Here is a 25,412-nt window from a genome sequence, read left to right on the forward strand (position 1 = left end):
GTTCAGCGGAAACTGGATGCGCGGCATCTGATCGTTGCCGGTGCGGATCAGTTCGCCGACGGGGCGGAAGCGCCGCAGCGGCAACGGCAGCTTGGCATTGCCGGCGATCAGCGCACCCTTCGGCGCCTTGGGCAGCGCCGCCGGGATCTTGCCGGTGCGCGCAAACGCGTCGAACAGGATGGGGGCTGCGGCGGTGCGGCCGACCAGGCCCGGCACCGGCGCGCCGTCGGGACGCCCGACCCACACGCCGATGGTGATGCGGCCATCGAAACCCACCGACCACGCATCGCGATAGCCGTAGCTGGTGCCGGTCTTGAAGGCGATCCTGTTGTGCACGCCGTTTTCCGGCGGCGGCGTCCCGAGCAGCACGTTGCCGACCTGCCAGGCCGCGGCCTGGTCCATCAGCCGCAGCGGCTCGCGGTCGTCGTTGGCGAGCATGATCTCGCGCAGCGGTTTTGCCGCGCCAAGCCGCGCCAGTCCCGCATAGAGCTGCGCCAGATCCTGCAAGCTGATGCCAACGCCGCCGAGACCCATCGCAAGGCCCGGCGCTTCATCCTTCGGCAGCACCAAATTGCCGCCGGCCTGCTTCAGCCGCGACGACAGACGGCTGGAGCCGACGCGGTCGAGCAGTGCAATCGCCGGCACATTCAGGGATAGTTGCAGCGCCTTGCGCACCGGCACCGTGCCCTGGAACGTCATGTCGAAATTTTCCGGCGCATAGGAGCCGAAACGAATGGGACGGTCGTCGATCAGGCTTTCGGGATGCACAAAGCCGTCCTCGAAGGCGAGGCCGTAGATGAACGGTTTCAGGGTCGAGCCCGGTGAGCGCACCGCGCGGGTCATGTCGACCTGCCCGGCGCGGCGTTCGTCGAAATAATCGGATGAGCCGACGCGCGCCAGCACGTCGCCGCTTTCATTGTCGACCGCGATGATGGCGACCGAAATGTTCGGCCCCTGCGCCACCGCGCGGTCGCGCGCCAGCGCTTCCAGCGTTTTCTGCAAGCCCGAATCCAGCGTCAGCTTGATCAGCGGCGTATCCTTCACTGCCGCCATCGCGGCATCGGCGGAATGCGGCGCCAGGATCGGCATCGGCTTGCGCAGCCGCGGCACCGCCACTGCCCTCGCCTGCGCCGCGTCGTCTTTCGACACCACGCCATCCTCGACCATCCGCGCCAGCACGCGGTCGCGCGCGGCGTGCGCGGCTTCCGGATAGCGGTCGAGCCGGCGGCGTTCCGGCGATTGCGGCAGCGCTACCAGCAATGCGGCTTCCGGCAGCGAAAGCCGCTTCGGCTCCTTGCCGAAATAGGCGATGGATGCGGCGCGGATGCCTTCGAGATTGCCGCCGAACGGCGCCAGCGCCAGATAGAGATCGAGGATCTCGTCCTTACCGAGCTGCCGCTCGATCTGAATCGCGCGCACCATCTGGCGCAGCTTTGCGTACACCGAGCGCTCGCGCCGCGGCTCGATCAGCCGCGCCAGTTGCATCGTAATGGTCGAGCCACCGGAGACGATGTGGCCGCTGCTGCCGAATTGAAGCGCCGCGCGCCCGAGCGCCAGCGGATCGACGCCGCCATGCGACCAGAACCGACGGTCTTCATACGCCAGCAGCAATTTCAGATAGCCGGGATCGACTGCGGTCTTCGCATCGACCGGCAGCCGCCAGCGGCCGTCGGCCATCGCATAGGCGCGCAGCAGCTTGCCGTTGCGGTCGACGATGGTGGTGGAAACTTTTCGCGCCTGCTCCAGCGGCAACGGCCCGAGCGAAACAACCCAGGCGGCGAAGCTGCCAGCCGCAATCAAAAGGGCGACGGCCGAAATCGCCGCCGCCTTTCTGATCCGCCGCCGGCGCCCTCCGCGAGGCGCAGGCAGCGCTATGGGCGCCGTTTCGCTCATTTCGCCGGACGCACCTCGACCGAGCCGGTGCCGGAGCGGCCGTAGCGCGAGGGGTTGTACATGTCCTCGACATAGGCCTGTGGCAGCACGTATTTGCCCGGCGACACCGCGCGCACGATATAGGCGACCGTGAACACCGACTTGTCGTCGCTGGCACGGTCGATCGCCGCCGTGAAGCGGTCGTCGCGGAACTCGGTATGCTCCGGCTCCTCGCCGTCCTCGATCCAGTCCAGCGTGCCGGAGTCACCCGACGATACCAGATGCGGGTTGTCGATCTCGAGACCGGCCGGCAGATAATCGGCCACCATGATGTGTCCGTATTCCGGCTTGGCCTCGGTAATTTTCAGCACCACCGCGAAGCGGTCGTTCTGCTTGGCCTTGCTGATATCGGCGGGCTTGCCGTCGAGCGTGAAGTAATTGCGCTCGATCTTGAAGCCGTTCGACGCCGCGGGCTCCGGGGTAACCGGCGAGCCCGAGACCGAGACCACCGCCTGCACAGGCGCATCGCCGGTGTTGGTGATCTTGACCGGCTTGCCGGCCACCGCCTCGGCCTTGTAGCTGCGATAGACCGCGGCCTTGGCTGGCGATCCATCGATGTCGAGCGCCAGCGTTTCCTTCGACAGCGCACGCGCGGCCAGCACCAGCCAGGCGTTCTCCTGCGTCGAGGTGTAGGGCGAAAGTCCCCGCGCCACTTCGACCCGCTGGACCGCTTGCGTCAGCGTCGCCCGCGGCGCGTTGCCTTCGCTGGCGAGCGAAACCAGCGCAGCAGCATCGCGCAACGCCGAGCCGTAGTCGGTGCGACCGAACTCGAGCACCGGTTTCGGCGCCAGCGCATCGAGTGCCGCGCCATAGACCCGCTCCGCCCGCGTCTTGTCGCCGACCAGGGCCAGTGCCGCCGCGAGCTGCGATTTCGCAATCGGCGTGGCGAGATTGGAGAGCTTGGTATCGGCGAGATAGCGCAGGTCGCCGATCGGCGCTGCGCCATTGCGGGCGAGCACGTAGAGGCCGTAGGCGAGATCGCGGCCGCCGTCCTTTTCCGGCTCGTTGGCGTTGACCACCGAGTTACGGATACGGTCGAGCGCGTTCTTGAACAGCACATCCGGCACCGCAAAACCCTTTTCGCGGGCGCGGGTCAGGAAGTCGGTCACGTAGGCGTCGAGCCAGGCGTCGTCGCCACCGGCCGACCACAGGCCGAACGAGCCGTTGGAGCCTTGGCGGGCCAACAGCCGTTCGATCGCATCCTTGATGCGCTGGTCGACCGCCGTATCCATCGCCAGATGCGCACCCGCCGCGAGGTCGTTGACATAGAGCAGCGGCATCGCGCGGCTGGTGATCTGCTCGGAGCAGCCGTGCGGATAGCGATCCAGCGCCTTCAGAATGGTTGCCGCATCGAGCGCGGTGGACAGGCCGACCGACAGCGACACGCTGCCGGTACCGGACACGAGATCGGAGAACATGTCCGAGGTCAGCGTCAGGCTTTCGCCCTTTGCCAATGTCCGGATCGAACGCCGCGCCAGCACCTGCGTCGCCGCCTTGACGTCGAGCGCATAATGCCGCGCCAGCGTCAGCCCGTTCGGGCCCTTGATGTCGACGTCTAGATTGGCGGTGCCCGCGCCGCCGGCGTCGAGCGCCAGCGACATTGACGTCCTCTGCCTGGCGGCGAGTTTGACTGACGTGGTCGGATTGCCCGTCACCTTCACCGGGCCCGACGTCTTGACGCTGATGCTGTAGTCGCCAGGCGCGCCCTCGACATTGTCGAGGTCGAAACTCATGGTGCCCTTGTCACCGTTGAGCAGGAAGCGCGGCAGCGTCGCCGTCAGCACCACGGGATCGCGCACCGTGACGTCGATGGTGGCCCGGCCGAGCTTGGTCGAATTCCACGCCACCGCCATGACGCGGGCGGTGCCGGCGAATTCCGGAATGTCGAAACTGATTTCGGTAGTGCCGTCAGCGCCGACCGTGACAATCCCCGAATAGAGCGCCAGCGGCTTCTGCGTGGGCGGCGAGCCCTGCAGTTCGGCCCCGGCGCCATCGCCGCCAGTCCGGATCTGGCCGCGCGTGCCCTGCATGCCGTCGATCAACTGCCCGTAGAGGTCGCGGATTTCGGACGTGAGGCGGCGCTGGCCGAGATAGTAGTCATCCGGCGCCGGGGGCTTGTAGTTGGTCAGGTTGAGAATGCCGACATCGACCGCGGCAACCACGATCTTGGCGTCCTCGCCGGGATTGAGCCCGCCGAGTTTGACGGGAATCTTCAGTGCCGTACCGGGCCGCACCAGCGGCGGCGGCGACAGCGCGACCTGCAGCGTGCGCGTCTTCTTGTCGATGCCGAACCATTTTAGCCCAATCGCCCGTCCCGGCATCCGCAGCGCCGCCGCATCCAGCGGACGGCGCAGCGTCGCCAGCACATAGGCGCCGGTGCCCCAGTCCTTGCCGACGGTCAGCTTGACCTGCTGGGTGCCTTCCTTGACGTCGACGGTCTGCGTCGTCAGCAGGCGGTCGCCGAGCACGTTGATGGTGAGCTTGCCGGCGGTACGGGCATTGACCGACACCACCATGGTGTCGCCTGACACGTATTCCGGCTTGTCGATCGACGTCTCCAAAAGGTCAGGCGTATCGGCGCTGCCGTCGGAATACCAGCCGACGTCGAATTGCACCGACGTGACCGGTCCATCCGCCTCGGTCGACTTGACGTCGAGGCGATAGCGGCCGGGCTCCGGCGAGACCGACACCCGCGCCGCCTTGTCTGATGTCAGCGTCAGGTCGCCGTCGGCGACGCGCTTGGTCGACTTGACCGGCTCATATTCCCAGGACGAGTTTTGGCGATACCATTGATAGCGCGACTCCATCTTCAAGAGTTCGTAGCGCAGGCCATCCCGCGAAAGCTGCTTGCCGTCGGCGCCGACGAACACGACGTCGAACTCGGCCTTGTCGCCCTCGGCCACGCTCTTGTCGCCGAATAGCGGCTTGATGCCGATCAGCGCCGCCTGCGGCGCCACGGGGAGCACCAGCTTGCGCTCGACGGCGCGGCCACCGGTCTCCACCATGCGGATGAAGATCTGCGCCTCCTGCGGACGGGTCGACGTCGGCGCCTTGGCCAGCGACACCGGGAAGGTCGCGACGCCATTGGCGTCGGCCTCGGGGAGGTTCTCGATCGGGGTGCGCTCGTTGGAGGCGGTTTCCTCATCCGCCACGCCGAACTGGTAGCCGGGATAGCCCGGCCGCCCGGAGGCGGCAGGCGCGACCAGCATGTCGCCTTCGAGCTGGAGCCCTGAGGCGGGCGCACCGTAGAGGAATTTGCCGGCGACCTTCAGTTCGACCGGAACCTCGGCTTTGATCATCTTCTCCTTGGCGGAGACGTCGAATTCAATTCGTTCTGGGATGTAGTCCTCGACCATGAAGGTGGTCTCGCCGACCGACGAGCCCTTGGGGTCGGTAAACGCCCGCACCCGCCAGGTCCCGGTCGGAACCGCCGAATTGAGCGGAACGGCCATGGAACGGCCGCCTGCGCCCTGATCCGGCAGCACGGCGCGGCGGAATTCGACGCCATCCGGCCGCTCGATCACCAGCGTCAGCGGCCCGCCGGCCATCGCGTTGCCCTGCCCGTCGCGTAAGAGCGCGGTCAGATAGACCGTCTCGTTCGAGCGGTAGACCCCGCGCTCGGCATAGACGAAGGCGTCGGCGCCGGCCGGCACGACGCGCCCGGAGACGCCACGGTCGGTGAGATCGAAGGCATTGGTCTTCAGGCTGAGGAAGGCATAGTCCGCCTTGTCGCTCATGACCGTCAAAAGCGCCGGCGACAGCCCGCCCTCGCCGCGCGCCAGCCCGGCCTCGAACAGCACGTGGCCGGCATCGTCGGTCTTGCGGGTCGCCAAAATCTCGTTGTTGCGCGCGACCAGCCGCACTTCGGCCTTGGCGACAGCCTCCGTCGAGGCCAGCGAATTGACGAAGACATGGATGCCGTCATTGCCGGAAAACGCCGTCAGCCCCATGTCGGAGACGATGAACCATTGCGTCGCCAGCGAGCCGTCATCGTCGCCGCTGCCGGGGCCCTTGGCCGACGCCGTCATCACATAGACGCCGGGCTGCAGGTCACCCAGCGCCTGGTCGACCGGGAACGCCGTCACCACGTCCTGGTTCAGCGTGGTCGCGGTCGCAAGTTCGCCGGTCCAGACCTTGACGCCGCGCTCATTGCCCAAATCCGAGAGCTGGTAGCTGGACAGCGTCTTCTGGAAATCGCTGTCCACCACCGTGTTGATCAGATTGCGGTCGCCGATCCGGAACACGTTGACGTTCACTGACGGCGTATTGACGCTGACCAGCGGAATGCCGCGCTGGCCGGTGCGCGGCAGCACATAGGCGCGCCCCGTGAAGCGCACGAACGGCTTGCGGTCGCGGACATAGATGTTGAACTCGGCCGATTTCGGTAAGCTCTCCTTGACGGTCGACGGCAGGCCGGCGCGCAGGTTGATGTTGTAGCGCTCGCCATGCTTCAGCCCGTCAACGCAGAGCTGCTTGCCCTCGCTGGTCAGTGCCGGCTTGTCGGTGCCGGCCAGCGCCACGAAGGGCGCGAAGTCGATCCGCTTGGCGAGATCCTCGGAAAACTGGAAACAGGCCCGCGGCGAGGCCCCGTCGGAATCGACGGTGTAGTCCAACAGCCGGAAGCCGTGCTGGTCGCGCATCTTCTCGTACTGGCCGCGGACCTCGGCGACCTCGCGCATGTCGAGCGACAGCCGCAACGCATCCAGCGCCGGACGCCACAGCTTGCGCTCGGACATCGCCCGGCCCAGCACGGCCAGCGCATCGGCCTCCTCGGCCTGGTTGCCGGCGCGCTGATAGGCGATGTAGGCCGCGGTCGAGGCGCGCTCGTACAGGAACGTCTGCTCGCTGGAACTGGCGGAGCGGATCTGGAAGATGGTTTTGGCGAGTCTCAGCCAGTTGGCGCTGTCCTCGGGCGTGGTGGCGGCGATCTGCCCGAGGATCTGCAGGCCGACGCGGAAGTCGGCGCGCTTGAAAGCGGCGTCGGCGTCGCCCCGCAGGGTCGCGGAGGATTTGGCGACCGGCCCCGCCTCGCTCTTGATCTGGGCCTCCAGCTTGACGGCCGAATCGGCCAGTTCGTCGCGCTTGAACGCCTTGTCCACGGCCCCCGCCGCCGTCAGGCCAAGCGCCAGCGTGGCGCAAATCACTGTGGCGCGAACCAAACCGATCATGATGGGCTCCTTGCCGCGGACATCAGCCGCGTAACGTCGAAAAATGCGCGAAAAGGTGACGGACTGATGGCAGGGATTCTGGCTTGCGAAAAGGCCGCATGCATGGTGTCGGCAGTCCAAACGGTCCAAGCCGCGCCGTCCGGCGGACGGCCGGCGGGCAAGCATGTGTCAGGGCGGACCATGCGAGACGGCCCACCGTCTGCCTTAGTCGCGAACTTGAGGAAATCGGTTCGACCGTCTTGGCGGGAAAGCGGATTTTTCATATTGGCAGTGCTAGAAAGACCAGAAGGCGGCTACCGCCCGGACGGTCCCATAGCTCAACTGGATAGAGTAACGGATTTCTACTCCGTGGGTTGCAGGTTCGAATCCTGCTGGGATCGCCACTCCCGCAATCCAAAAACGTAAGCAATTCCAACGCTTGCCCGCGGTGCTTCCAGTATCGGAATTCCGATGACGGGAGAGCGGATGCCGGTCCAAGCCGGTCGATGTCGACCCCAAATTACCGGAAAAATTACCGGAGCAATTTTGCACAGCGCAATCGCGCGGCAATTCTTTGGATCATTGGATCGCACCGACACGTTGTGCTAGCCGGGAAACATGCGACTGACCCCGACCATCATCTTGGCGCTAGCGATCTGGTTCCCGCTGGCCGCCATCGTCGGCAGCCGCTACGAGCCCGTGCCGCGGCCGCCTGGTGCATATTCATTCGTCGGGATCGAGAAGCACGCGGAAGGCGAGTTCATGTATGTGATCCATTTCGACCGATACAGCAAACTTGCCGACACGCCCGAGGAGCCGACGCGATCGCCGATCATGATCTATGAAAACGACCGGCCGCTCGGCCCGGCCCACAGCACGACCGCTGACATCAAGAGCCTGGGACTCGGACACTATATACATGTGGAAGGGGTGATCTACTTCTCGACCAGCGACAACACGGACCCGCGAACAAATGGCCGGCAATATTCGTGGACGATCGGCCCGGCCAAGCCAGATCACGCGCCGCGCTAGAACGCATGGGGAGGCAGCGGATGGAAACAGCGCTTTGGATCGTGGTGGGCGCCGCCCTTGCTACCTGCTTATCCGGCTGACGCTGCGCTGGCTGTTTCCGCCGGACGTCCGCTGACGACCAGCAGCCAGGATTCCCCCTCCCGCGGCCCGCCCATGCGTTATTTCGACCCCGGTCGCAGATCGGCAGCCTCGAGACGCGGATGCGCAGACAACACTGGTCCGGACTCGCAAGTTCCCAGAAGTGGAACCACGATCGATCTTCGCGCGCTGTGTCGCGCCGGCACTAGCCGGCGACTCGACACGGGAGCATCCTGTCCGTTGGGGGAGACTTCGGGAAGGGGCAACCACGATGACGGCGACAGCAGCGCAGAGCAGAACCAAACGACATCCGTCAGCCTCAAGGAAGCCAATCCGGGCCCGGGCCGCAAAGCTCGCCAGACGGCTGGCCGAGGTGCAGGCACTGCGCAAGCTGGTTCGGAAAGCCGAAGCTGCCCGACTTTAACTGGTCGCCTAAGCGGCGTGCCTGATCCGAAAGTCGTCGATCCGCTTGCCGGACTTTAGTTGTGCGGTCAGCCAGCGGGGCGTCTTGCCGCGTCCCGCCCAGGTCTCCGACGGCCGCTCCGGATTCCGATATTTCGGAACGACCGCGGGATAGGGGCGGCGCTGCGTCGACGACTTGGCATGCGACGGCTTGGCAGCGTGAGACGACTTGGCATCGCGAACTGCATGTTGAGTTTCAATTCCGCGCTGGAGTTGCCTCAAGCGGTTTTCAAGCACGCTCTTTTCCGCCGTCAGTGCCGCGGCAAGCCTGGTGGCAATTTCCTCGTGGAGCGCCCACAACTCGTCGGTGGACATCGACTTGAAGTCATTTCGGTTCATGACGGTCCCCAATCATGATTCGATGTTTTGAGCGCTCATCGTTGGCAGATAACGTGAGCATAACAAGGCCTATTCAAGACGTTCTTGCCGTATCAGGTTAGATTCCTCCATTCCGATGGCACAACCAAAGATTGATCGCCTCGACGCGCCGCCGCGGAGGGAACCGGTCGTGCGATCACCCGGAGTTTCGCCGCGCATCGCTCCGCTCAGGGCGCAATTTGTGCATTGAAGGCCAATGAAAACTGAAGCGGCACGGTGACGAGTTGCGGTTTGGGCTTATAATGCCGGCCGGGAATTGCTCCGTTGCCCAGACAAAGGATACGGGTCGTAATGCCAAAAAAGGGAATCACCGGCCACGACGAATGGGTCATCACGGAAGCGCTGGCGACGGCACTGGTCGCGCTTGAGCAACTCGAACCGACCCAGCAGTCGCGCCAGCAGATGGACGACATCCGGAAACTGCTGGCAGCCAATTGTCAGCCCGGGACCCTTAACCTGCACCTCGCCCAGGCAAAGTGCCGGCTAAACCCCCACGCCGATCGCGCCGTCATCTATCGAGAGTATGGATTTGAGGATCGGGAAGTCTGAAAATCGGGCGCGTGCAAGCGTAGCCCGGATGAGCGCAGCGACATCCGGGTTTTCATCTTCTCGGGCCCCGCATGTCGCGGAAACCTGTTATCACTGCGCGAGCGCAATTGCGCTCGTCTTCGGGCGCGCATTCGCGCGACCCGGTGGCTCAAGCGGGCTACTTGCTAGCTGCTCAAACTATTGGGAGGACCTCAGGATGAAGTTGCCACACACGTCGGCCTGCGTAATGTCTTTGACAATCTTGGCCGCGACGATCGCCCTGCCCGCCCCGGCACGAGCCCAGACCTACGATCCGCGCTACCCCGTTTGCCTGCAGATCTACCAGGGCATCGCGGACTTCTACTTCGAGTGCAGTTATCGAACGATGGCGCAGTGTGCCGCGTCGGCCTCGGGCCGCCCCGCGCAATGCGTGGTCAATCCATATTTCGGCGGGCCGAAGGCCAGGCGTGGCAAGCGTCAGCAGCGCCCCCAGCAGTATTGAAAATCGGTTCGCTTCGACGGCCTAAAAGTAGCCCGGATGAGCGGAGCGAAATCCGGTTTCTTATGCCCCGCATATCGCTCTGCTCATGCGGGCTACCCGTTGGCCATTCACCAGCCATACGTGCCGAGCGCGAGCGGCCTCGGTGGGGCCGCCTTGGCCGTCCGCGTCGTGTCGGGCTTCAGGCAGCGCCGGGCCGCTTCGATCTCAGCGTCGCTCGCGCCTTTGCCGCGGGCCCACTGCTCGGCGGCGGACGCACTGTATTGCGCCACGTAGTAGCGCACGACAGGACATGAAATTCGGCGCAAAACACCGGACTGTTCACCCGCAAAGCCGGCGCTCGATGTTCCCAGACACAGCGCCAGCACACACAACCAACGTAAGTCCATGTGATTCCCCTCTGCCTATTAAGAGAGGCCCGGCTTTCACCGGCGCATCAAGCCTGATTGTGAGTTCCGCACACGGAACCGGCGGAGCTGTGCTTAAGCCGCAACGCACGGTCCCGACGACGGTGCTCTCGCGCGTGGAATGCGACTTTCCGCGATCATTAAGATTGATTGTTTACGAAGAACATCGAACCTGATTGCCGATTGGGCGCAATGCGCTAGCCTCTGCTTGCCAGGACCTGGCGCGAACTATCGGTAAGCTCCAATGGAATTCGAACGCCGATATGTGGCGAGGACGACGATCTCAAAAGACGCGCTGCTGTTCTTTGACGCGCAGCGCGGTGTCCTCACCTGCCGCGTTCAGGACGTCACGAATTCCGGCGCCGGAATCGAACTCCACGCCCTCAATTTGTTGCCGCTGAATTTCGAATTGAGCTTCGACAATTTTCATACCGTTCGCGATTGCCGCGTGATCTGGCGGCAAGGCGATTTCGTCGGGGTTGCGTTTCAAAATTGATCACGCGGAACCCGGGAGCTGGCGCCGCGGTGAACAAAACAGCCCTGGGGCAATGGAACTAACATCGAGACTCCGCGTCGAATCCCCGCGCTTCCGGTTCCTCCGGAGCACGACCCAAGCGGGCTTGACCGTTCGGGCTATACGATTGGAGTTCAATATGTCCTGGGATCGCCCGTTCGCTCAGCCTGTCCCGCTCCCGGAGGGACCACCTGCGCAGACCCTGCGAGACGCCGCCGACTACATCAGGAAGCTGCCTCAGCCAGAGCGTGATGGTCAGGAATGGCGACTTGCCGTCCAGATGCTCATCGATGCCGCCGAAGATCGCGGACCCATGCTGTTCGCGCGCATGGGAATTGTCAGGGCCCTGGAAGCGCATGCCGAAAGGACACTCAATCCCGAGCGCCGGGGTCCAGGCCAAGATGATCTGAAGTGCGAGCGTGACGCCAGCATCTGAATCCAGATCGACGTCACCAGAGAGGGTATCGAAGCGCCTGAAGGCTTTCCAAGCCGAACAGCCGGGAACGCGCACATTCAAGAACACGCGCGCTTTAGCGACCCGCAGCAGATCGGCGCGGTACCTGCGGCTTCACCTGGCCAATTCGTGGATTGACCGAAGTGCAAGCACGCCGCAACCGACCGGCTGCAAATCTTCTTACGCTACCTGCCTGATTCGGAAGTCATCGATCCGCTTGCCGGATTTCAATTTTGCGGCAAGCCAGCGCGGCGTCTTCCCTCGTCCCGCCCAAGTCTCGGACGGGCGATCCGGATTCCGAAACTTCGGAACGACGGTTGGATACGGGCGCCGCCCTGTCGACGAACTCTCGCGCTCAGCTTCGACGCCACCCTTAAGTTGCTTCAGGCGATTTTCGAGTACGCGCTTCTCCGCGAGCAGCGAGGCTGCAAGCCGGGAGGCGATTTCCTCGTGCAGTGCCCACAACTCATCCGTGGACATCGATTTGAAGTCATTCCGGTTCACGACCGTCCCCAATCATGATTCGATATAGCTGTCATCGTTGGTAGAAAACATGAGCAGAATAAGGCCGATTCAGAACCTCTTTCGGGCCGAAAAGTTCCAGCAAGTTGGCTTCGTCTCATAACGCAACCACAACGAAATTTTCTTGAAGGCGCACCCAAATCTTCCTTTCACAACTGGTGATAGGTAGGCCAGGAGCAAGGCCTGCGAAGATCTGAAACTAAGAGCCTCTTGTTGACGGTTCCCTAATCGTGCAACCGCATTCGATCCGTTGTTCGAACGTTTGCCTTGCGCGTGCGGCTCCGCTGCAAAGGCGGCGCGAGTCAAGCACGTATTGTTCTCGCCGTGCGATATATCATCCGGGTTACCGACGATATCATCCGGGTTACCAATTCGGCGCAATACCGCCCTGCCTCCGCCACGCCAGTGCCAAAGTCGAACAGGAACTTGCGCCTGGAACCTCCGGCGGACGCGAGCCCGTCCGCAACAGAATGTTGGCGTCATGGCAGGGTATCGCCACCGCGACGGCCGCGGTGCTTCCAGGCTGGGGTTTGCGGCGCTCGCACTGGCGCTGACCTCGTCGCATGCATGCGCCGACACCTTTCAGGAAAAGTGGATGGGGCGGATCGCCCGGCCGCCGGCAGACGATCAGGAAGCCTCCGTCTACTGGGAGGACAGGTGGGACGCACGCGGCAAGCGCTTCAAGGCCAACGAGGTTTCCTGCGCGCATCGCACCGAGGCGTTCGGCACCATCTTCGTCGTCACCAATCTCGAGAACGGCAAGAAGATCCGCTGCCCGGTGCAGGACCGCGGCCCCTTCGCGCGCGGCCGGGTTCTCGACTTCTCGCTCGGCGCTGCACGCCAGATCGGCTGCGACGGCTTGTGCCGCGTCACCGTGCGCCGCGCCGGCTACGAGTAGCACGCGCAATCTGATTCAACTTTAGAATGCTTACCAAACTGCGTCGCTGTTGCCGCCGGGTGACATCGTTCGCGCAAGAATCCGATAGTCTGGGCCGGTTTCGCGCAATCCTATTTTTGGTGGCATTTCCATGAAGAGGCTGGCACTCGCGATTTCCGTTCTCGCCGTTAGTGCAACCGGTGCCCTCGCCAATCCCGTCTATAACTGGACCGGCTTCTACCTCGGCGGCAATCTCGGCTACAGCTGGGGCCGCTCTGCCAGCACGCTCTGGTTCACCGATGCGGGGACGACCGTCAGTTCGGCGGACACGCGAAACGACATGAACGGTGTGATCGGCGGCGGTCAGTTCGGTTACAACTGGCAATTCGACAACAAGTGGGTGTTCGGCCTCGAGGCCGACTTCCAGGGTTCGGACCAGAAGGGCCGCGGGACCGCCGCTTGCGCAGGCGGCGCGCTGACATCGGTGGCGACGCTGAACAGCGCCTGCTCCACCGGGCACATCGGCGACACCGCGCCGTTCAACGTCGCGGCCCTGCCGGTCCCCAGCGACATCAGCCAGAAGCTGAATTGGTTCGGCACCGTTCGCGGGCGCATCGGCTCCACGGTGACCCCGACGGTGCTGCTGTATGTCACCGGCGGTCTGGCGTATGGCGAGATCACGACGAGCAATACGGTCGCCGGCACGAATATCACGGGGGCGCAGGGCACCAACGTGTTCACGCTGACGCCCGTTTCGGGATCGGCAAGCAGCACCACCACGCGGGTCGGATGGACGATCGGCGCCGGCATCGAGGGCGTCGTCAGCGGAAACTGGACCGCCAAGCTCGAATATCTCTATGTCGATCTCGGCGACGTATCCGGTGCATTCGTCACGCCGGTCACCGGTCTCAGCGGCGGCTTGCTGACCAGCAGATACAACTCGCATATCACCGACAACATTCTGCGCGTCGGCCTGAACTACCGCTGGGCGGCCCGGTAGTCCGGGCCCGGATCGGCCTCCGGCCGGCTGTGGGCTGGCGATGCGCCGGCGGAAGCGGCCATCGACGGCTTTGTCGCCAGGCTAGCGCGCTGCCCACAATAGCCGAGCGCTCGTCTCCCTGGGGTAGGTGAAGGGGCGGCGCCCGGCTACTCGGGCCGCGCGGCGGTGCGGCCTGAACAGGAACTCATTTTTAACTTAAAGAGAATTTAAAAGACCATTGAATCATAACGATTTTTATGACAGCAGCCGATGGCTGGCAGTGGCCCGGCCATCAAGGGATCCGACACGGCGCAAAAGGGGCCGAAAATCCCCGAGATAGAGAACAGCGCCCTCGACACGTTTCCCTATCTCATGAATTGAAACGGCTGAACGCGGGGATCCGTTGAGCCCGCCAACACCCGAATTCGACCGCGACGAGGCGCTGGTGTGCATGGCGCTGGCGTTCTGACTGGCAGGCGCCTCGACAAGCTTGGTCTACAGGCTGCTGGGTTGGGGTTCCGTCCGGACGGCTATTCCTCGGAAGCCGCGAAAAACGGCAAATCCACATCCAAGACAATGCCCAAGAATACGGCAACGCCGCCGATGACCGCCATCAACTCCAGAAGGACGAAGGCGAGCAGCGCGCTCAATCCGATCGCCGCTTTTTTCCAACCGTTCCACATGGGGCTACCCCTTAGCACACCGAAATCCCGCTATCGGAGCAAAAGCCGAATTTAAGGTGAATTTGGAACCCCCGATCCACCGACCGGCGGCCGACGTTGCAGCCCGGGCGACCAAATGCCAGCATCGCTTTCAGGCGCGAAGCCGAAAGGAAGTGCGATGAGCGGGATCGTCCGCAAGATCATCTACGTCGTGCTCGTGATCGTGGTGTTGCTGATCATCTGGCAATTTCTCGGATCGCTTTGATCGTCGGCACGCAGGCCCAATGACCGCGTGCCGCGTTGCGTTTTTCCGATGTGACTGTGCCGATGAAGCGGGCCGGGCGGTGCAAGCGGCTCGGCCGCTGCGAGTAGACGAGGCCCGGAGTGCCTAGGAGTCCGGGCCTCGTGGCCTCCAGTGGTAGCGCTCGTCGTGATGAACGAACGCCCTGCCCCCCGCTGCAAGCGACGTCGTTATAGATGCGCCGTGCTCGCACGGCCAATCCGTATGAGTACGGTGAGATACACGTGTGCATATTCCTTGCGTGTATCCCGCACGCTCTCGACCGCAAAACTCTGTCCGGGCCGTCACTGCGAGCCACCCGGTCAGCGCGAAGCGCCGCCGGACGACGAGAGCAGCTATCCGCCGCGTTCTACCGCTTATCGAACGGAATATACTGATGATACTCTTTTGGCACCGAGTTCCGGTAACGCGCGGGCACCGTGCCACGGTCGATCGAACGGTCGATCTCCTGCTGCCGGGTCATCTTGGCCGGTTTCTTTTTCTTCGGCGCCGCCTTCTCCTTTTCAGGAGCCGTGGTTTCCGGCGCGGCAGTGGAGGTTGCCGTTGGCGCAGTGCCACCGCTCGGCGCGCCCTGCGCCAGCGCGGCGCCGGTCGGCAGCAATACGAGAACCGCCGCCGACACGGCTACCATAGCACGAGACAGTTTTCGCATGGGAAGCTCCGGTTCTGGCCAACTCCGTCTCCAGCCCGATCCTATTACGTCCGCAGCCGTCCGCACACCGGGATTCGGGCGAGGCGAACCGGCGTCGACTCGGTATGCTTGGCCCGGCTGCAGGTCGTGAAGACGAAGGCCAGCCGGCTGCACTGCCAGTCCGGACCGAGAGCGGCGCTGGCGGCTGGCTCGGGATAGGACACGCCGATCACGACGAAGCCCATGAAGGCCAACGCGACGATGGCGGCGGCGAGCACGAGGTTTTTGCGGGTCCAACAATTCTGGGGCATGGCAGTCGCTCCTGTTGGGAAGCCCGGAAGATAGGATCGCCCCGCCCCCGCTTGTGTGAACGGCTTCACAGTATAAAGGTTTTTAATGGAGCCCCGATCGGCGCAGGAATGGGTATAACTCGCGTAAATCCGTTGCGTGCTCACAACCCTTGGTCGACACTGCGCGTTCGGGGTGAGCGCGTGTGCGGGGCGTGCGATGGACAAGCAGGAAACGGGCTACGACTACATTAGATACAAGCAATTGCTGGCGGAAGCGGACGACGACACCAAGCGGCTCGAGCTGATCGAGATCATGATCAGGGAAAAAGCCCGCGACAGGCTGGAGGCGCAGCAGACCGCGGATCGGGTCGCGATGACGGCGATGACGGTCGCGCGCGTTCTCGGCCCCGGTGGCCGTCGCGATAACTTCTAGAGCATGATCCGGAAAAGTGGGTACCGGTTTTCCCTCGCGACAAACGCGGGACGCGTTTGCGCGGAGATCATGCTCAAATCAAGAGATGGAGTGAGATGACGGTTCCGCTCCAGCGGTCACTTTTCCGAAGCGAACATCACCAGCGAGCCGACCAGGCCAATCAGCGCGCAGGCGAGAAGCCCATATTGCAGGATGGCCAGCGCCCGGCTCGGGGCTTCGGTCGCCGTCGCCATCTCGTAGAGCAGCTAGGCTGACGTAATCCCGCTCATCAGCATCAATTTGGGCCATTTGCTGTTCACGCAAGTCTCCCCTGCTCTCCCGGTCCCATTTCGACGCTGGCATTTTGCCCCGGGTTCACTTACCTAGACCCCATTCCGCGCGTTTGGCGCGTCCAACCCCGAGAGTGAAAGCGACAAGGCCTCTTTATGAGTGGATTCAAGGAACCGAACTTCGCGGACCGCCAGAAGGCCGCGATGCAGGCGCGGCAGGACATTTTGAACAAGTTTCGCGCCAAGCCGGGCCTCGACGATCCCGAGGTGAAGCGCCGTCAGGCCGAGCGTGAAGCCCAGGCCGCCGCCCGCGCCAAGGCGAGAGAGGCAAAGGAAGCCGAAAAGGCCGAACAGAAACGTCTCGAGGCCGAGGCCGCCGCCGCGGAAGCCGTCAGGATCGCGCGCGAGAAGGAAGAAGAGGCCGCCAGACTGGCGGCGCTGGAAGCCGAGCAGAAGGCCAAGCGCGACGCGCGTTACGCTGCACGCAAAAGCAAGGGCAAGAAGAAGTAGGCAGGAAGAAAGTAGACAAGAGCAAGCGGGCAAAACGCACGCCGCCGTCTCTTGCCGATGACGGATTCAACCCTCCCGTCATTCCGGGCTGGTGCGTGAGCGCCAGACCCCCGGATGCATAAAGGCGCATCGGGGAATCCCGAACCTCCGGGGCCGATGCTTAAGCACCGCTCCCTTGCGCAAACGCTTTGCGTTTGCGCAAGGGAATGACGGCGCGGCTCAGTTCTTTTTCATGCCGTCCTTCATGCCGTCTTTCATCATGCCATCGTGCTTCATGCTGTCCTTCTTCATCATGCCGTCGTCTTTCTTCATCGCGTCCTTGGACATCGATTCCTTCTTCATGCCGTCGTCCTTGCCCATCTTGTCCTGAGCGAAGACGGCCGGCGCGAATGCAAGGCCGAGCGAAACGAGTGCGGCAGACAGGCCGAGGCCGATACGGGTCGTGGTGGTCATGAGATGGTCGTCCTTTGGGTTCAAGCTGGTTTCTCGAAAGCGACGTCTGCCGCTTCCCCCAACGACGATGCCGCAACCAGGTTTGTTACCGGCCACACCCCAAAATTCTTGCTTTGTCACGGATAGTTGAAGCGGGCAAATTGATGGCGGCTAACGCTCCGCGAGTGCCCGGGCTGGACGTATTATTGACGGAGTCTTCTGCGAACGGCTGTTCCCGGGTGTGTATCGCAGCGGTATCAGGCTTTGGTCTGAGGGTTGGAATCCGGGCTTGCCGTCGCGTGCCGCCTCGACCTATCACATCGCCTCGAACTGTCAGACGAGAGCAACTTCGAACGAAGACCGGCCAACATGGGCTCAAGCCGGTCCGGATCGCCGACCCAACAACCATTTGCAGGGGATAAACCATGCTCACACGCCGCCATGTCATCGCATCCGCACTTGCCGCGCCCGCCGTCCTTCGTTTCGGCACCGGCACCGCCCATGCCGCCACGACACTGAAAATCTCGCACCAATTCCCGGGCGGCACCATCGACAAGGGCGACTTCCGCGACCGGCTGTGCCGCACGTTCGCCGCCGAAGTCGCCAAGCGCTCTGGTGGCGAGATCGCCGCCGAGATCTATCCGAACTCCTCGCTGATCAAGACCAATGCGCAATTCTCGGCGATGCGCAAAGGCGCGCTCGATATCAGCCTCTACCCGATGCCCTATGCCGGCGGTGAATTGCCCGAGACCAATATCGGCCTGATGCCCGGCCTGGTTGCGACCTACGACCAGGGCCTGCGCTGGAGGAAGGAGCCGGTCGGCAAGGCACTGACGGATTTCCTTGCCGACAAGGGCATCATCCTGCTGACTTGGGTCTGGCAGGCCGGCGGCGTCGCCAGCCGCTCCAAGCCGATCGTCGCCCCCGAAGACGCCAAGGGGCTGAAGGTGCGCGGCGGCTCGCGCGAAATGGACATGGTGCTGCAGACCGCGGGCGCTGCCGTGCTGTCGGTGCCGTCTAACGAAATCTACGCCGCGATGCAGACCGGCGCCTGCGACGCCGGCATCACCTCCTCCACCAGCCTGATCTCGTTCCGCCTCGAAGAGGTCGCGAAGTCGCTGACCTCGGGCGCCGGCGCCTCCTATTGGTTCATGCTGGAGCCATTGATGATGTCGAAGGCGATATTCGACAAGCTGCCCAAGAACCAGCAGGACATTATCCTTTCGGTGGGCAGCGAACTGGAAGCGTTCGGCCGCAAGGGCGCGCAGGACGACGATATCGAGGTCGCCAAGGTCTATGAGAAGGCCGGCGCCAAGGTCAGCAAGCTCGACGTGGCGACCGTCAGCAAGTGGCGGGATATTGCGCGCGATACCGCGTGGAAGGACTACAGCGCCAAGACGGCGACCTCAGCCACTCTGCTGAAGCTTGCAAGCGACGTCGCCGCATGATGCACGGTCCGATTCCGGATCAGCAAGACCATTCCGAGGCCGCCACGGGCAATCCGCTCGTGGCGGCGCTCGGCCAGGCGCTGGCGCTGTGCAACAACGTCATCGTGGTCTTCGCCGCCATCGCGCTGATCGCGGCCTGCGTGATTCTCAGTTACAGCGTGCTCGGCCGCGCCCTGTTCCACAGCGCCAATTACTGGCAGGACGAGGCGGCGGTGTTTCTGCTGGTCGGCGCCACCTTCATGACCGCGGCCTATGTGCAGGGCCAGCGCGGCCATATCGGCATCGAGGCCTTTGTCGGCCTGATGTCGCCACGCGCCAACCGCATCCGGCTGTGGCTGGTCGATGTCGCGAGCCTGCTGTTCTGCGCCTTCTTTGCCTGGAAATCCTGGACGCTGGCGCATGAGGCTTACGCCGACGGCCAGGTGTCGAACTCGATGTGGTCGCCCCCGCTTGCGATCCCCTACGTGCTGATGGCGTCTGGCATGACGCTGCTGTGCCTGCAGATCCTGTTGCAGATCATTATTCCCTTTGCTGGTGCTTCACGTCGATGAGCGTTCTTGGAATTGGTATCAGTTACGGCCTGGCGACCCTGTTTGCGATGTTTTCCGGCATGCCCATCGCGTTTGCTTTGGGCGCGGTCGCCGTCGCCTTCATGGCCATCTACATGCCGGCGGCTTCACTCGATACGGTAACGCAGAACGTCTACGAGGAGATGGCTTCGATCACGCTGCTGTCGATCCCGCTGTTCATCCTCAAGGGGGCAGCAATCGGCAAATCCCGCGCCGGTCAGGACCTCTATTCGGCGCTGCATGCCTGGCTGCATCGCGTGCCCGGCGGGCTCGGCGTCGCCAACGTGTTCGCCTGCGCGCTGTTCGCGGCAATGGCGGGCTCTTCGCCCGCCACCTGCTCGGCGATTGGTTCGGCCGGCATCCCCGAGATGCGCAAGCGCGGCTATTCCGGCGGCTTTGCCGCTGGCATCATCGCCGCCGGCGGCACGCTCGGCATCCTGCTGCCGCCCTCGATCACCATGATCCTGTTCGCGGTCGCCGCGGAGAAATCGCTGGGCCGGCTGTTCCTCGCCGGCATTGGCCCTGGACTGTTGCTGGTGACACTGTTCGGCATCTACGCGGTATTCCGCTTCCGCAAGGAATTTGCGGCGGCGCAGGCGCTCTACGAGAAGACCGGAACGGAATCCGCAATTCTGCAGCGCGACGATTTTACCATGGCCGAGCGCTTCAGCGCGCTGCCGCGGGTGCTTCCGTTCGTGCTGCTGCTCACCGGCGTGATGATCGCGCTGTATGGCGGCTACGCCACGCCGTCGGAAACCGCAGGCCTCGGCGGCCTTCTCGCGCTGCTGCTGATCGCGGTGATCTACAGCGTATGGCGGCCGGGCGACCTGTCGCCGATCCTGAAATCCACCATCCGCGAATCCACCATGCTGATGATGATCATCGGCATGTCGCTGCTCTATTCCTACGTGATGAGCTATCTGCACATCTCGCAATCGGCGGCCGAATCGATCGTCGCCATGCATCTGCCGCGCTGGGAATTGCTGGCCGCCATCCTGCTGATGGTGGTGGTGCTCGGCTTCTTCCTGCCCCCGGTGTCGATCATCCTGATGACCGCGCCGATCATCCTGCCGCCGCTGCGCGCCGCCAATTTCGATATCATCTGGTTCGGCGTGGTCATGACCATCGTGATGGAGATGGGGCTGATCCACCCGCCGGTCGGGCTGAACATCTTCGTCATCCGCAACGTCGCGCCGGACATTCCGCTCAGCGAGGTGATCTGGGGCACCCTGCCCTTCGTGCTGCTGATGATGCTGGCCGTGCTGCTGTTGTGCTTCTTCCCGGGGATTTCGACCGGGCTGCCGGATCTGGTGATGGGGCCTGACGGGGGACGTTGACGCTGGGGCGCGGCCTATTTCGCGGCCCGCGCCTTCGCGTTCAACGCTGCCGCCACGCGGCTGACCGGCGGACGGCCGATCAGCCCGCTCACGACATTGGTGGCCGCGACCAGCTTCGCCATATCGACGCCGGTCGCGATGCCCATGCCCTCGAGCATGTAGACCACATCCTCGGTCGCGACATTCCCGGTCGCGCCCGGAGCGTAGGGGCAGCCGCCGAGACCGCCGGCGGCGGAATCGATCACGCGGCAGCCCTCTTCCATCCCGGCATAGAGATTGGCGAGCGCCTGGCCATACGTGTCGTGGAAATGCATGGCGAGCTTGGCCATCGGCACGTGGCTAGCTACCGCCCGCAGGAGCTGCCGCGCCTTCAAGGGCGTGCCGACACCAATGGTGTCGCCGAGCGAGATTTCATAGCAGCCGAGGTCCCACAGCACTTTGGCGACGTCGACCACCGCCTGCGGCTTGATTTCGCCTTCATAGGGGCAGCCGAGCACGGTGGAGATGTAGCCGCGCACCCGGACGCCGTCGGCTTTGGCGCGAGCCAGCACCGGCTTGAAGCGGTCGATCGATTCCGCGATCGAGCAATTGATATTGGCGCGCGAAAAGCTTTCTGACGCCGCGGCAAATACCGCGATCAGCCTGGCGCCGGCGGCCTGCGCGGCCTCGTAACCCTTCTCGTTGGGTACCAGCACCGGCAGTTCGCAATTGACGTGATGGCTGACGCCGCGCAGCACCTCGGCCGACCCGACCATTTGCGGGATCGCCTTGGGCGAGACGAAGGCGCCGACTTCGACGGTGTGAAGTCCAGCAGCGATCAATGCCTCGATGAAGGCGATCCGGTCGACGACGCTGACCGGCGTCTTCTCGTTCTGCAGCCCGTCGCGCGGACCGACTTCGACGATATGGACGCGATCGCTCATGACGCCGCCGGCTCGATTTCGGCAAGTTCGACGCCTTCACCGACGATATCGCCGACCTTGCACTTGATCTTCTTCAACACGCCCGCAAAGGGCGCGCGCAGGGTCTGCTCCATCTTCATCACTTCGAGGGTGAGGATCGCAGCACCCTTTTCCAGCGTTGCCCCCTCCTCGGCCAACAGCGCAACCACGGTGCCTGGCAAGGGCGCCACGATCTTGTCCTCGCCGACCTGCTCCTCGGTCTCGCCGCCGAACGGATCGACCCAATGCAGGTCGAAGCGGCCGTTGCGGGTACGCAAGTAAAGCTCGTGGCCCTCGATCACGGCAGTGACGCGCGATTTCATGCCGTCAATCGTCAGATCGAAGCTGCCGTGATCCGCCGGCGACGTCGCGAAAACAAATTCGTGTTTTCCGATCGCGAGTGTCATCGGCCCGGAGCCGTAGTGCAGCGTCACCTTATGCTCGGCGCCCTGCCCCGGACGAAACGAGAATACCCGTTGCCGCCTTCCGACCGGCATCCAGCCGAACGTCTGCCATGGCGAATCCTTGCGCGCGGACTTCTGTTCCTCGTTGACGATGGCGGCGACCGCGGCGCAGAACTCGAGATTGCCGAGCGCGCTCGAGGCTTCCGTCAGCTTCCTCAGTTCGCGCTCGATGAAGCCGGTATCGATGGTGTTGGCGCGCACCTTCGGGTGCGTGATGAGCGCCGACAGGAACGGGATGTTGGTGACGATGCCACGGACGTCAGTCTCTTCCAGCCCGCGGTTGAGCCGCTCGATCGCCGCCTGCCGCGTCGGCGCCCAGGCGATCACTTTTGCCAGCATGGCGTCGTAGTACGGCGACACCGGATCGCCATCGCGATAGCCGGCGTCGATCCGCAAGCCGTCGATGGCATCAGGCGTGCGCCAGATCTTGATCCGGCCCACTGAAGGCATGAAATTCTTTTGCGGATTTTCCGCATAGACCCGCGCCTCGATGGCGTGGCCGTTCAGCTTGATCTCGTCCTGCGCCAGCGGCAGCTTTTCGCCGAACGCCACCCGCAACTGCCATTCGACCAGATCGACGCCGGTAATCAGCTCGGTCACGGGGTGCTCGACCTGCAGCCGCGTATTCATCTCGATGAAGAACACCTCCTTGCCGTCGGAGACAAATTCGATGGTGCCGGCGCCAACATAGTTGACGGCGGCAGCCGCCTTGCGCGCGGCGGCGCAGACCGTCTCGCGCTGAGTGGCATTGAGGGTCGGCGACGGCGCTTCCTCGATCACCTTCTGGTGCCGCCGCTGCAGCGTGCATTCGCGCTCCCAGAGCGAAAGCAGATTGCCGTGGCTGTCGCCGATGATCTGCACCTCGATGTGACGCGGGTTCTGCACGAACTTTTCGATCAGCATGCGGTCGTCGCCGAACGCAGCCTTGGCCTCGCGCTTGGCGCTGACGATCGCCGCCGAAAGTTCTCCCGCCGAATTGACCACGCGCATACCGCGCCCGCCGCCGCCGGCGGACGCCTTCACCAGCACCGGGAAGCCGATTCTATCGGCGGCCTTTGTCAGCGTCGCCTCATCCTGCGCCTCGCCATGATAGCCCGGCACCAGCGGCACCCCGGCCTTTTCCATCAGCTCTTTCGAGCCGGATTTCGAGCCCATCGCGGTCATCATCGCGGCCGTCGGGCCGACGAACACCAGCCCGGCATCGAGACAGGCCTGCGCGAATTCAGCATTCTCCGACAGGAAACCGTAGCCGGGATGGATGGCCTCGGCGCCGCTCTGGCGCGCGGCTTCGATGACGCGTTCGATGTTGAGGTAGCTGTCGCGCGCCCGCGCGGGACCAAGCAACACGGCCTCATCGGCCATCGCGACATGCAGGGCGTCGCGGTCGGCCTCGGAATAGACCGCGACGGTGCGCAGGCCCATGGCGCGGGCGGAGCGGATCACGCGGCAGGCGATCTCGCCCCGGTTGGCGATCAGCAGCGTGCGAAAACGCCGGTAGAGTTTTGCGCGGTCCATCATCACATCCTGAACAGGCCGAATTTCGTCGGTTCGATCGGCGCATTGGCCGCGGCTGACAGCCCAAGGCCCAGCACCAGCCTTGTATCGGCGGGATCGATCACGCCGTCGTCCCAGAGCCGCGCGGTGGCGTAATAGGGATTACCCTGGCTTTCATACTGCGCGCGGATGGGGCTGCGGAACTTGTCCTCTTCCTCGACCGACCAGCTTTCGCCCTTGGCCTCGATATTGTCGCGGCGAACTTGACTGAGCACCATGGAGGCCTGCTCGCCGCCCATCACGGAGATGCGCGCGTTGGGCCACATCCACAGAAACCGCGGGCTATAGGCGCGGCCGGACATGCCGTAATTGCCGGCGCCATAGGAGCCGCCGATCACGACGGTGAATTTCGGCACGCCGGCGGTGGCCACCGCCGTCACCAGCTTGGCGCCGTCGCGCGCGATACCGCCGGCCTCGTATTTCTTGCCGACCATGAAGCCGGTGATGTTCTGCAGAAACACCAGCGGAATGTTGCGCTGGCAGCACAATTCGATGAAGTGCGCGCCCTTCAGCGAACTCTCGCTGAACAGGATGCCGTTGTTGGCGATGATGCCGACCGGATAGCCCCAGATATGGGCGAAGCCGCAGATCAGCGTCGTACCGTAGAGTTTCTTGAACTCGTCGAATTCGGAGCCGTCGACGAGGCGCGCGATGATGTCGTGCACGTCGAACGGTTTTCTGCCGTCGGCGGAGACCACGCCGTAGATTTCCTCCGCCGGAAACAGCGGCTCCCGCGGCTCGCGCATGTTGAGCACGGCGCGCGTCGGCGGCTTCAGCGTGGCGACGATGCGCCGGGCGATCCCGATCGCGTGTGCATCGTTCTGCGCGTAATGGTCGGTGACGCCGGAATGCCGCGAATGCACGTCGGCGCCGCCGAGTTCTTCCGCCGTCACCACCTCGCCGGTCGCGGCCTTCACCAGCGGCGGGCCGCCGAGGAAGATGGTGCCTTGATTCCGCACGATGATGCTCTCATCCGACATGGCCGGCACATAGGCGCCGCCGGCGGTGCAGGAGCCCATCACGATCGCGATCTGCGGAATGCCCTGCGCGGACATCTGCGCCTGGTTATAGAAGATGCGGCCGAAATGCCGCTCGTCGGGAAAGATCTCGTCCTGCATCGGCAGGAAGGCGCCGCCGGAATCGACCATATAGACGCAGGGCAGATTGTTCTGCCGCGCAATGTCCTGCGCGCGCAGATGCTTCTTCACCGTCATCGGATAATAGGTGCCGCCCTTGATGGTGGCGTCGTTGGCGACGATGACGCATTCGCGCCCCGAAATGCGCCCCACGCCGGTGATGACGCTGGCGGAATGGACATCGCCGCCATAGAGGCCATAGGCGGCGAGCGGCGACAATTCCAGAAACGCGGTGCCGGGATCGACCAGCAGGTCGACGCGTTCGCGCGCCAGCATCTTGCCGCGCGAGGTATGCCGCTTGCGGGACGTCTCTCCGCCCCCGCCGGACACGACCTTGAGCTTCTCGCGAAGCTCCGCCACCAGGCCGCGCATCACGTCGGCGTTGCGGGCAAACTCAGGGGATTTGGGATCGATGGTGGAATGAAGCGGCATGGTCGGCGTCTTCTCTGGATGCTGGAGTGCCGTTGGGATAGCTTCAGGTGAGCCGGAACAGCCCATTCGAATTGGATACGACAGCCTGTACCATCTTGGCCCCGATGTGAAGTTCAGGCGGTCTTTTCGAACAGTTCCCGTCCGATCAGCATGCGGCGGATTTCGCTGGTGCCGGCGCCGATCTCATAGAGCTT

25 protein-coding genes and 1 tRNA gene are annotated in these 25,412 nt (G+C 63.8%); 14 read left to right on the forward strand and 12 right to left on the reverse strand.

What is annotated here, in order from left to right; all coding sequences use genetic code 11:
* Both pbpC and JQ624_RS36525 read right to left on the reverse strand, forming a co-directional pair.
* Positions 1–1,893 (reverse strand): penicillin-binding protein 1C (gene pbpC, locus JQ624_RS36520; RefSeq protein ID WP_212423719.1); only part of this gene is annotated, 1,893 nt, incomplete at its 3' end.
* Complete coding sequence (locus JQ624_RS36525) at positions 1,890–7,100, reverse strand: alpha-2-macroglobulin (protein WP_212423720.1); 5,211 nt, start codon at positions 7,098–7,100, stop codon at positions 1,890–1,892. The genes pbpC and JQ624_RS36525, both read right to left, overlap by 4 nt.
* A 306-nt stretch (positions 7,101–7,406) precedes the next feature.
* Here JQ624_RS36525 and JQ624_RS36530 point away from each other — a divergent pair.
* Both JQ624_RS36530 and JQ624_RS36535 read left to right on the forward strand, forming a co-directional pair.
* Positions 7,407–7,483, forward strand: a tRNA-Arg gene (locus JQ624_RS36530).
* Between the two features lie 238 nt (positions 7,484–7,721).
* Complete coding sequence (locus tag JQ624_RS36535) at positions 7,722–8,111, forward strand: hypothetical protein (protein WP_212423721.1); 390 nt, start codon at positions 7,722–7,724, stop codon at positions 8,109–8,111.
* A 510-nt stretch (positions 8,112–8,621) separates the two neighbouring features.
* Here the strand turns inward: JQ624_RS36535 and JQ624_RS36540 are convergent.
* A complete protein-coding gene (locus JQ624_RS36540) occupies positions 8,622–8,990 on the reverse strand; it encodes an H-NS family nucleoid-associated regulatory protein (protein ID WP_212423722.1) in 369 nt (122 codons plus the stop codon).
* A 330-nt stretch (positions 8,991–9,320) separates the two neighbouring features.
* On the opposite strand from JQ624_RS36540, the gene JQ624_RS36545 reads away from it, so the two are divergent.
* Both JQ624_RS36545 and JQ624_RS36550 read left to right on the forward strand, forming a co-directional pair.
* On the forward strand, positions 9,321–9,578 hold the full coding sequence (locus JQ624_RS36545; protein ID WP_212423723.1) for a hypothetical protein: 258 nt from the start codon (positions 9,321–9,323) through the stop codon (positions 9,576–9,578).
* Between the two features lie 196 nt (positions 9,579–9,774).
* Complete coding sequence (locus JQ624_RS36550; protein WP_212423724.1) at positions 9,775–10,059, forward strand: DUF3551 domain-containing protein; 285 nt, start codon at positions 9,775–9,777, stop codon at positions 10,057–10,059.
* Positions 10,060–10,166: 107 nt separating this feature from the next.
* On the opposite strand, the gene JQ624_RS36555 is transcribed toward JQ624_RS36550, so the two are convergent.
* Positions 10,167–10,445: a hypothetical protein gene (locus JQ624_RS36555; RefSeq protein WP_212423725.1), complete on the reverse strand. Its 279-nt coding sequence runs from the start codon at positions 10,443–10,445 to the stop codon at positions 10,167–10,169.
* 262 nt (positions 10,446–10,707) lie between these two features.
* On the opposite strand from JQ624_RS36555, the gene JQ624_RS39860 reads away from it, so the two are divergent.
* Complete coding sequence (locus JQ624_RS39860) at positions 10,708–10,959, forward strand: PilZ domain-containing protein (RefSeq protein ID WP_409334420.1); 252 nt, start codon at positions 10,708–10,710, stop codon at positions 10,957–10,959.
* A gap of 157 nt (positions 10,960–11,116) precedes the next feature.
* A complete protein-coding gene (locus tag JQ624_RS36565; RefSeq protein ID WP_212423727.1) occupies positions 11,117–11,413 on the forward strand; it encodes a hypothetical protein in 297 nt (98 codons plus the stop codon).
* A gap of 198 nt (positions 11,414–11,611) precedes the next feature.
* Here the strand turns inward: JQ624_RS36565 and JQ624_RS36570 are convergent, their stop codons facing one another.
* Positions 11,612–11,935: an H-NS histone family protein gene (locus JQ624_RS36570; protein ID WP_312014556.1), complete on the reverse strand. Its 324-nt coding sequence runs from the start codon at positions 11,933–11,935 to the stop codon at positions 11,612–11,614.
* Between the two features lie 499 nt (positions 11,936–12,434).
* On the opposite strand from JQ624_RS36570, the gene JQ624_RS36575 reads away from it, so the two are divergent.
* On the forward strand, positions 12,435–12,851 hold the full coding sequence (locus JQ624_RS36575) for a septal ring lytic transglycosylase RlpA family protein (protein ID WP_212423728.1): 417 nt from the start codon (positions 12,435–12,437) through the stop codon (positions 12,849–12,851).
* Between the two features lie 130 nt (positions 12,852–12,981).
* Positions 12,982–13,830, forward strand: coding sequence for an outer membrane protein (locus JQ624_RS36580; RefSeq protein ID WP_212423729.1), 849 nt, complete (start codon positions 12,982–12,984; stop codon positions 13,828–13,830).
* Between the two features lie 509 nt (positions 13,831–14,339).
* Here the strand turns inward: JQ624_RS36580 and JQ624_RS36585 are convergent.
* Positions 14,340–14,492, reverse strand: a complete 153-nt coding sequence (locus JQ624_RS36585; protein ID WP_212423730.1) for a hypothetical protein — start codon at positions 14,490–14,492, stop codon at positions 14,340–14,342.
* 115 nt (positions 14,493–14,607) lie between these two features.
* Between JQ624_RS36585 and JQ624_RS39455 the strand changes: the two genes are divergently transcribed.
* Positions 14,608–14,736 carry a hypothetical protein gene (locus JQ624_RS39455; RefSeq protein ID WP_283817012.1) on the forward strand — a complete coding sequence of 43 codons (129 nt, stop codon included), beginning with the start codon at positions 14,608–14,610 and terminating at the stop codon, positions 14,734–14,736.
* A 385-nt stretch (positions 14,737–15,121) separates the two neighbouring features.
* Here JQ624_RS39455 and JQ624_RS36590 read toward each other — a convergent pair whose 3' ends face one another.
* Together JQ624_RS36590 and JQ624_RS36595 are read right to left on the reverse strand one after the other, a co-directional pair.
* The gene (locus JQ624_RS36590) at positions 15,122–15,424 is read right to left on the reverse strand and encodes a hypothetical protein (protein WP_212423731.1); all 303 of its coding nucleotides are present in this window, start codon (positions 15,422–15,424) and stop codon (positions 15,122–15,124) included.
* A gap of 44 nt (positions 15,425–15,468) precedes the next feature.
* Positions 15,469–15,714 (reverse strand): hypothetical protein, encoded by a 246-nt coding sequence (locus tag JQ624_RS36595; protein WP_212423732.1) that lies wholly within the window; start codon positions 15,712–15,714, stop codon positions 15,469–15,471.
* Positions 15,715–15,910: 196 nt separating this feature from the next.
* Between JQ624_RS36595 and JQ624_RS36600 the strand changes: the two genes are divergently transcribed.
* Both JQ624_RS36600 and JQ624_RS36605 read left to right on the forward strand, forming a co-directional pair.
* Entirely contained in the window at positions 15,911–16,126 is a 216-nt protein-coding gene (locus JQ624_RS36600) for a hypothetical protein (protein ID WP_212423733.1), read from the forward strand.
* Positions 16,127–16,551: 425 nt separating this feature from the next.
* On the forward strand, positions 16,552–16,905 hold the full coding sequence (locus JQ624_RS36605) for a DUF6481 family protein (protein WP_212423734.1): 354 nt from the start codon (positions 16,552–16,554) through the stop codon (positions 16,903–16,905).
* A gap of 219 nt (positions 16,906–17,124) precedes the next feature.
* On the opposite strand, the gene JQ624_RS36610 is transcribed toward JQ624_RS36605, so the two are convergent.
* Positions 17,125–17,358, reverse strand: a complete 234-nt coding sequence (locus JQ624_RS36610) for a pentapeptide MXKDX repeat protein (RefSeq protein WP_212423735.1) — start codon at positions 17,356–17,358, stop codon at positions 17,125–17,127.
* A gap of 404 nt (positions 17,359–17,762) precedes the next feature.
* Between JQ624_RS36610 and dctP the strand changes: the two genes are divergently transcribed.
* Genes dctP through JQ624_RS36625 form a run of 3 tightly spaced genes read left to right on the forward strand, consistent with a single transcriptional unit; the run spans position 17,763 to position 20,691 of the window.
* Positions 17,763–18,785 (forward strand): TRAP transporter substrate-binding protein DctP, encoded by a 1,023-nt coding sequence (dctP, locus tag JQ624_RS36615; RefSeq protein ID WP_212423736.1) that lies wholly within the window; start codon positions 17,763–17,765, stop codon positions 18,783–18,785.
* Positions 18,782–19,336, forward strand: a complete 555-nt coding sequence (locus JQ624_RS36620) for a TRAP transporter small permease (RefSeq protein ID WP_212423737.1) — start codon at positions 18,782–18,784, stop codon at positions 19,334–19,336. Before dctP ends, JQ624_RS36620 begins: the two co-directional genes overlap by 4 nt.
* A complete protein-coding gene (locus JQ624_RS36625) occupies positions 19,333–20,691 on the forward strand; it encodes a TRAP transporter large permease (RefSeq protein ID WP_212423738.1) in 1,359 nt (452 codons plus the stop codon). The genes JQ624_RS36620 and JQ624_RS36625 overlap by 4 nt, the downstream gene beginning before the upstream one ends.
* 14 nt (positions 20,692–20,705) lie before the next feature.
* Here JQ624_RS36625 and JQ624_RS36630 read toward each other — a convergent pair whose 3' ends face one another.
* The 3 genes from JQ624_RS36630 to JQ624_RS36640 are packed head-to-tail and all read right to left on the reverse strand — an operon-like array spanning position 20,706 to position 25,218.
* The gene (locus JQ624_RS36630) at positions 20,706–21,614 is read right to left on the reverse strand and encodes a hydroxymethylglutaryl-CoA lyase (RefSeq protein ID WP_212423739.1); all 909 of its coding nucleotides are present in this window, start codon (positions 21,612–21,614) and stop codon (positions 20,706–20,708) included.
* Positions 21,611–23,611, reverse strand: coding sequence for an acetyl/propionyl/methylcrotonyl-CoA carboxylase subunit alpha (locus JQ624_RS36635; protein ID WP_212423740.1), 2,001 nt, complete (start codon positions 23,609–23,611; stop codon positions 21,611–21,613). The genes JQ624_RS36630 and JQ624_RS36635 overlap by 4 nt, the downstream gene beginning before the upstream one ends.
* A 2-nt stretch (positions 23,612–23,613) precedes the next feature.
* Positions 23,614–25,218: a carboxyl transferase domain-containing protein gene (locus JQ624_RS36640; RefSeq protein WP_212423741.1), complete on the reverse strand. Its 1,605-nt coding sequence runs from the start codon at positions 25,216–25,218 to the stop codon at positions 23,614–23,616.
* Between the last annotated feature and the right edge of the window lie 194 nt (positions 25,219–25,412).

The organism is Bradyrhizobium sp. AUGA SZCCT0283 (assembly GCF_018130385.1).
Taxonomy (GTDB): Bacteria; Pseudomonadota; Alphaproteobacteria; order Rhizobiales; family Xanthobacteraceae; genus Bradyrhizobium.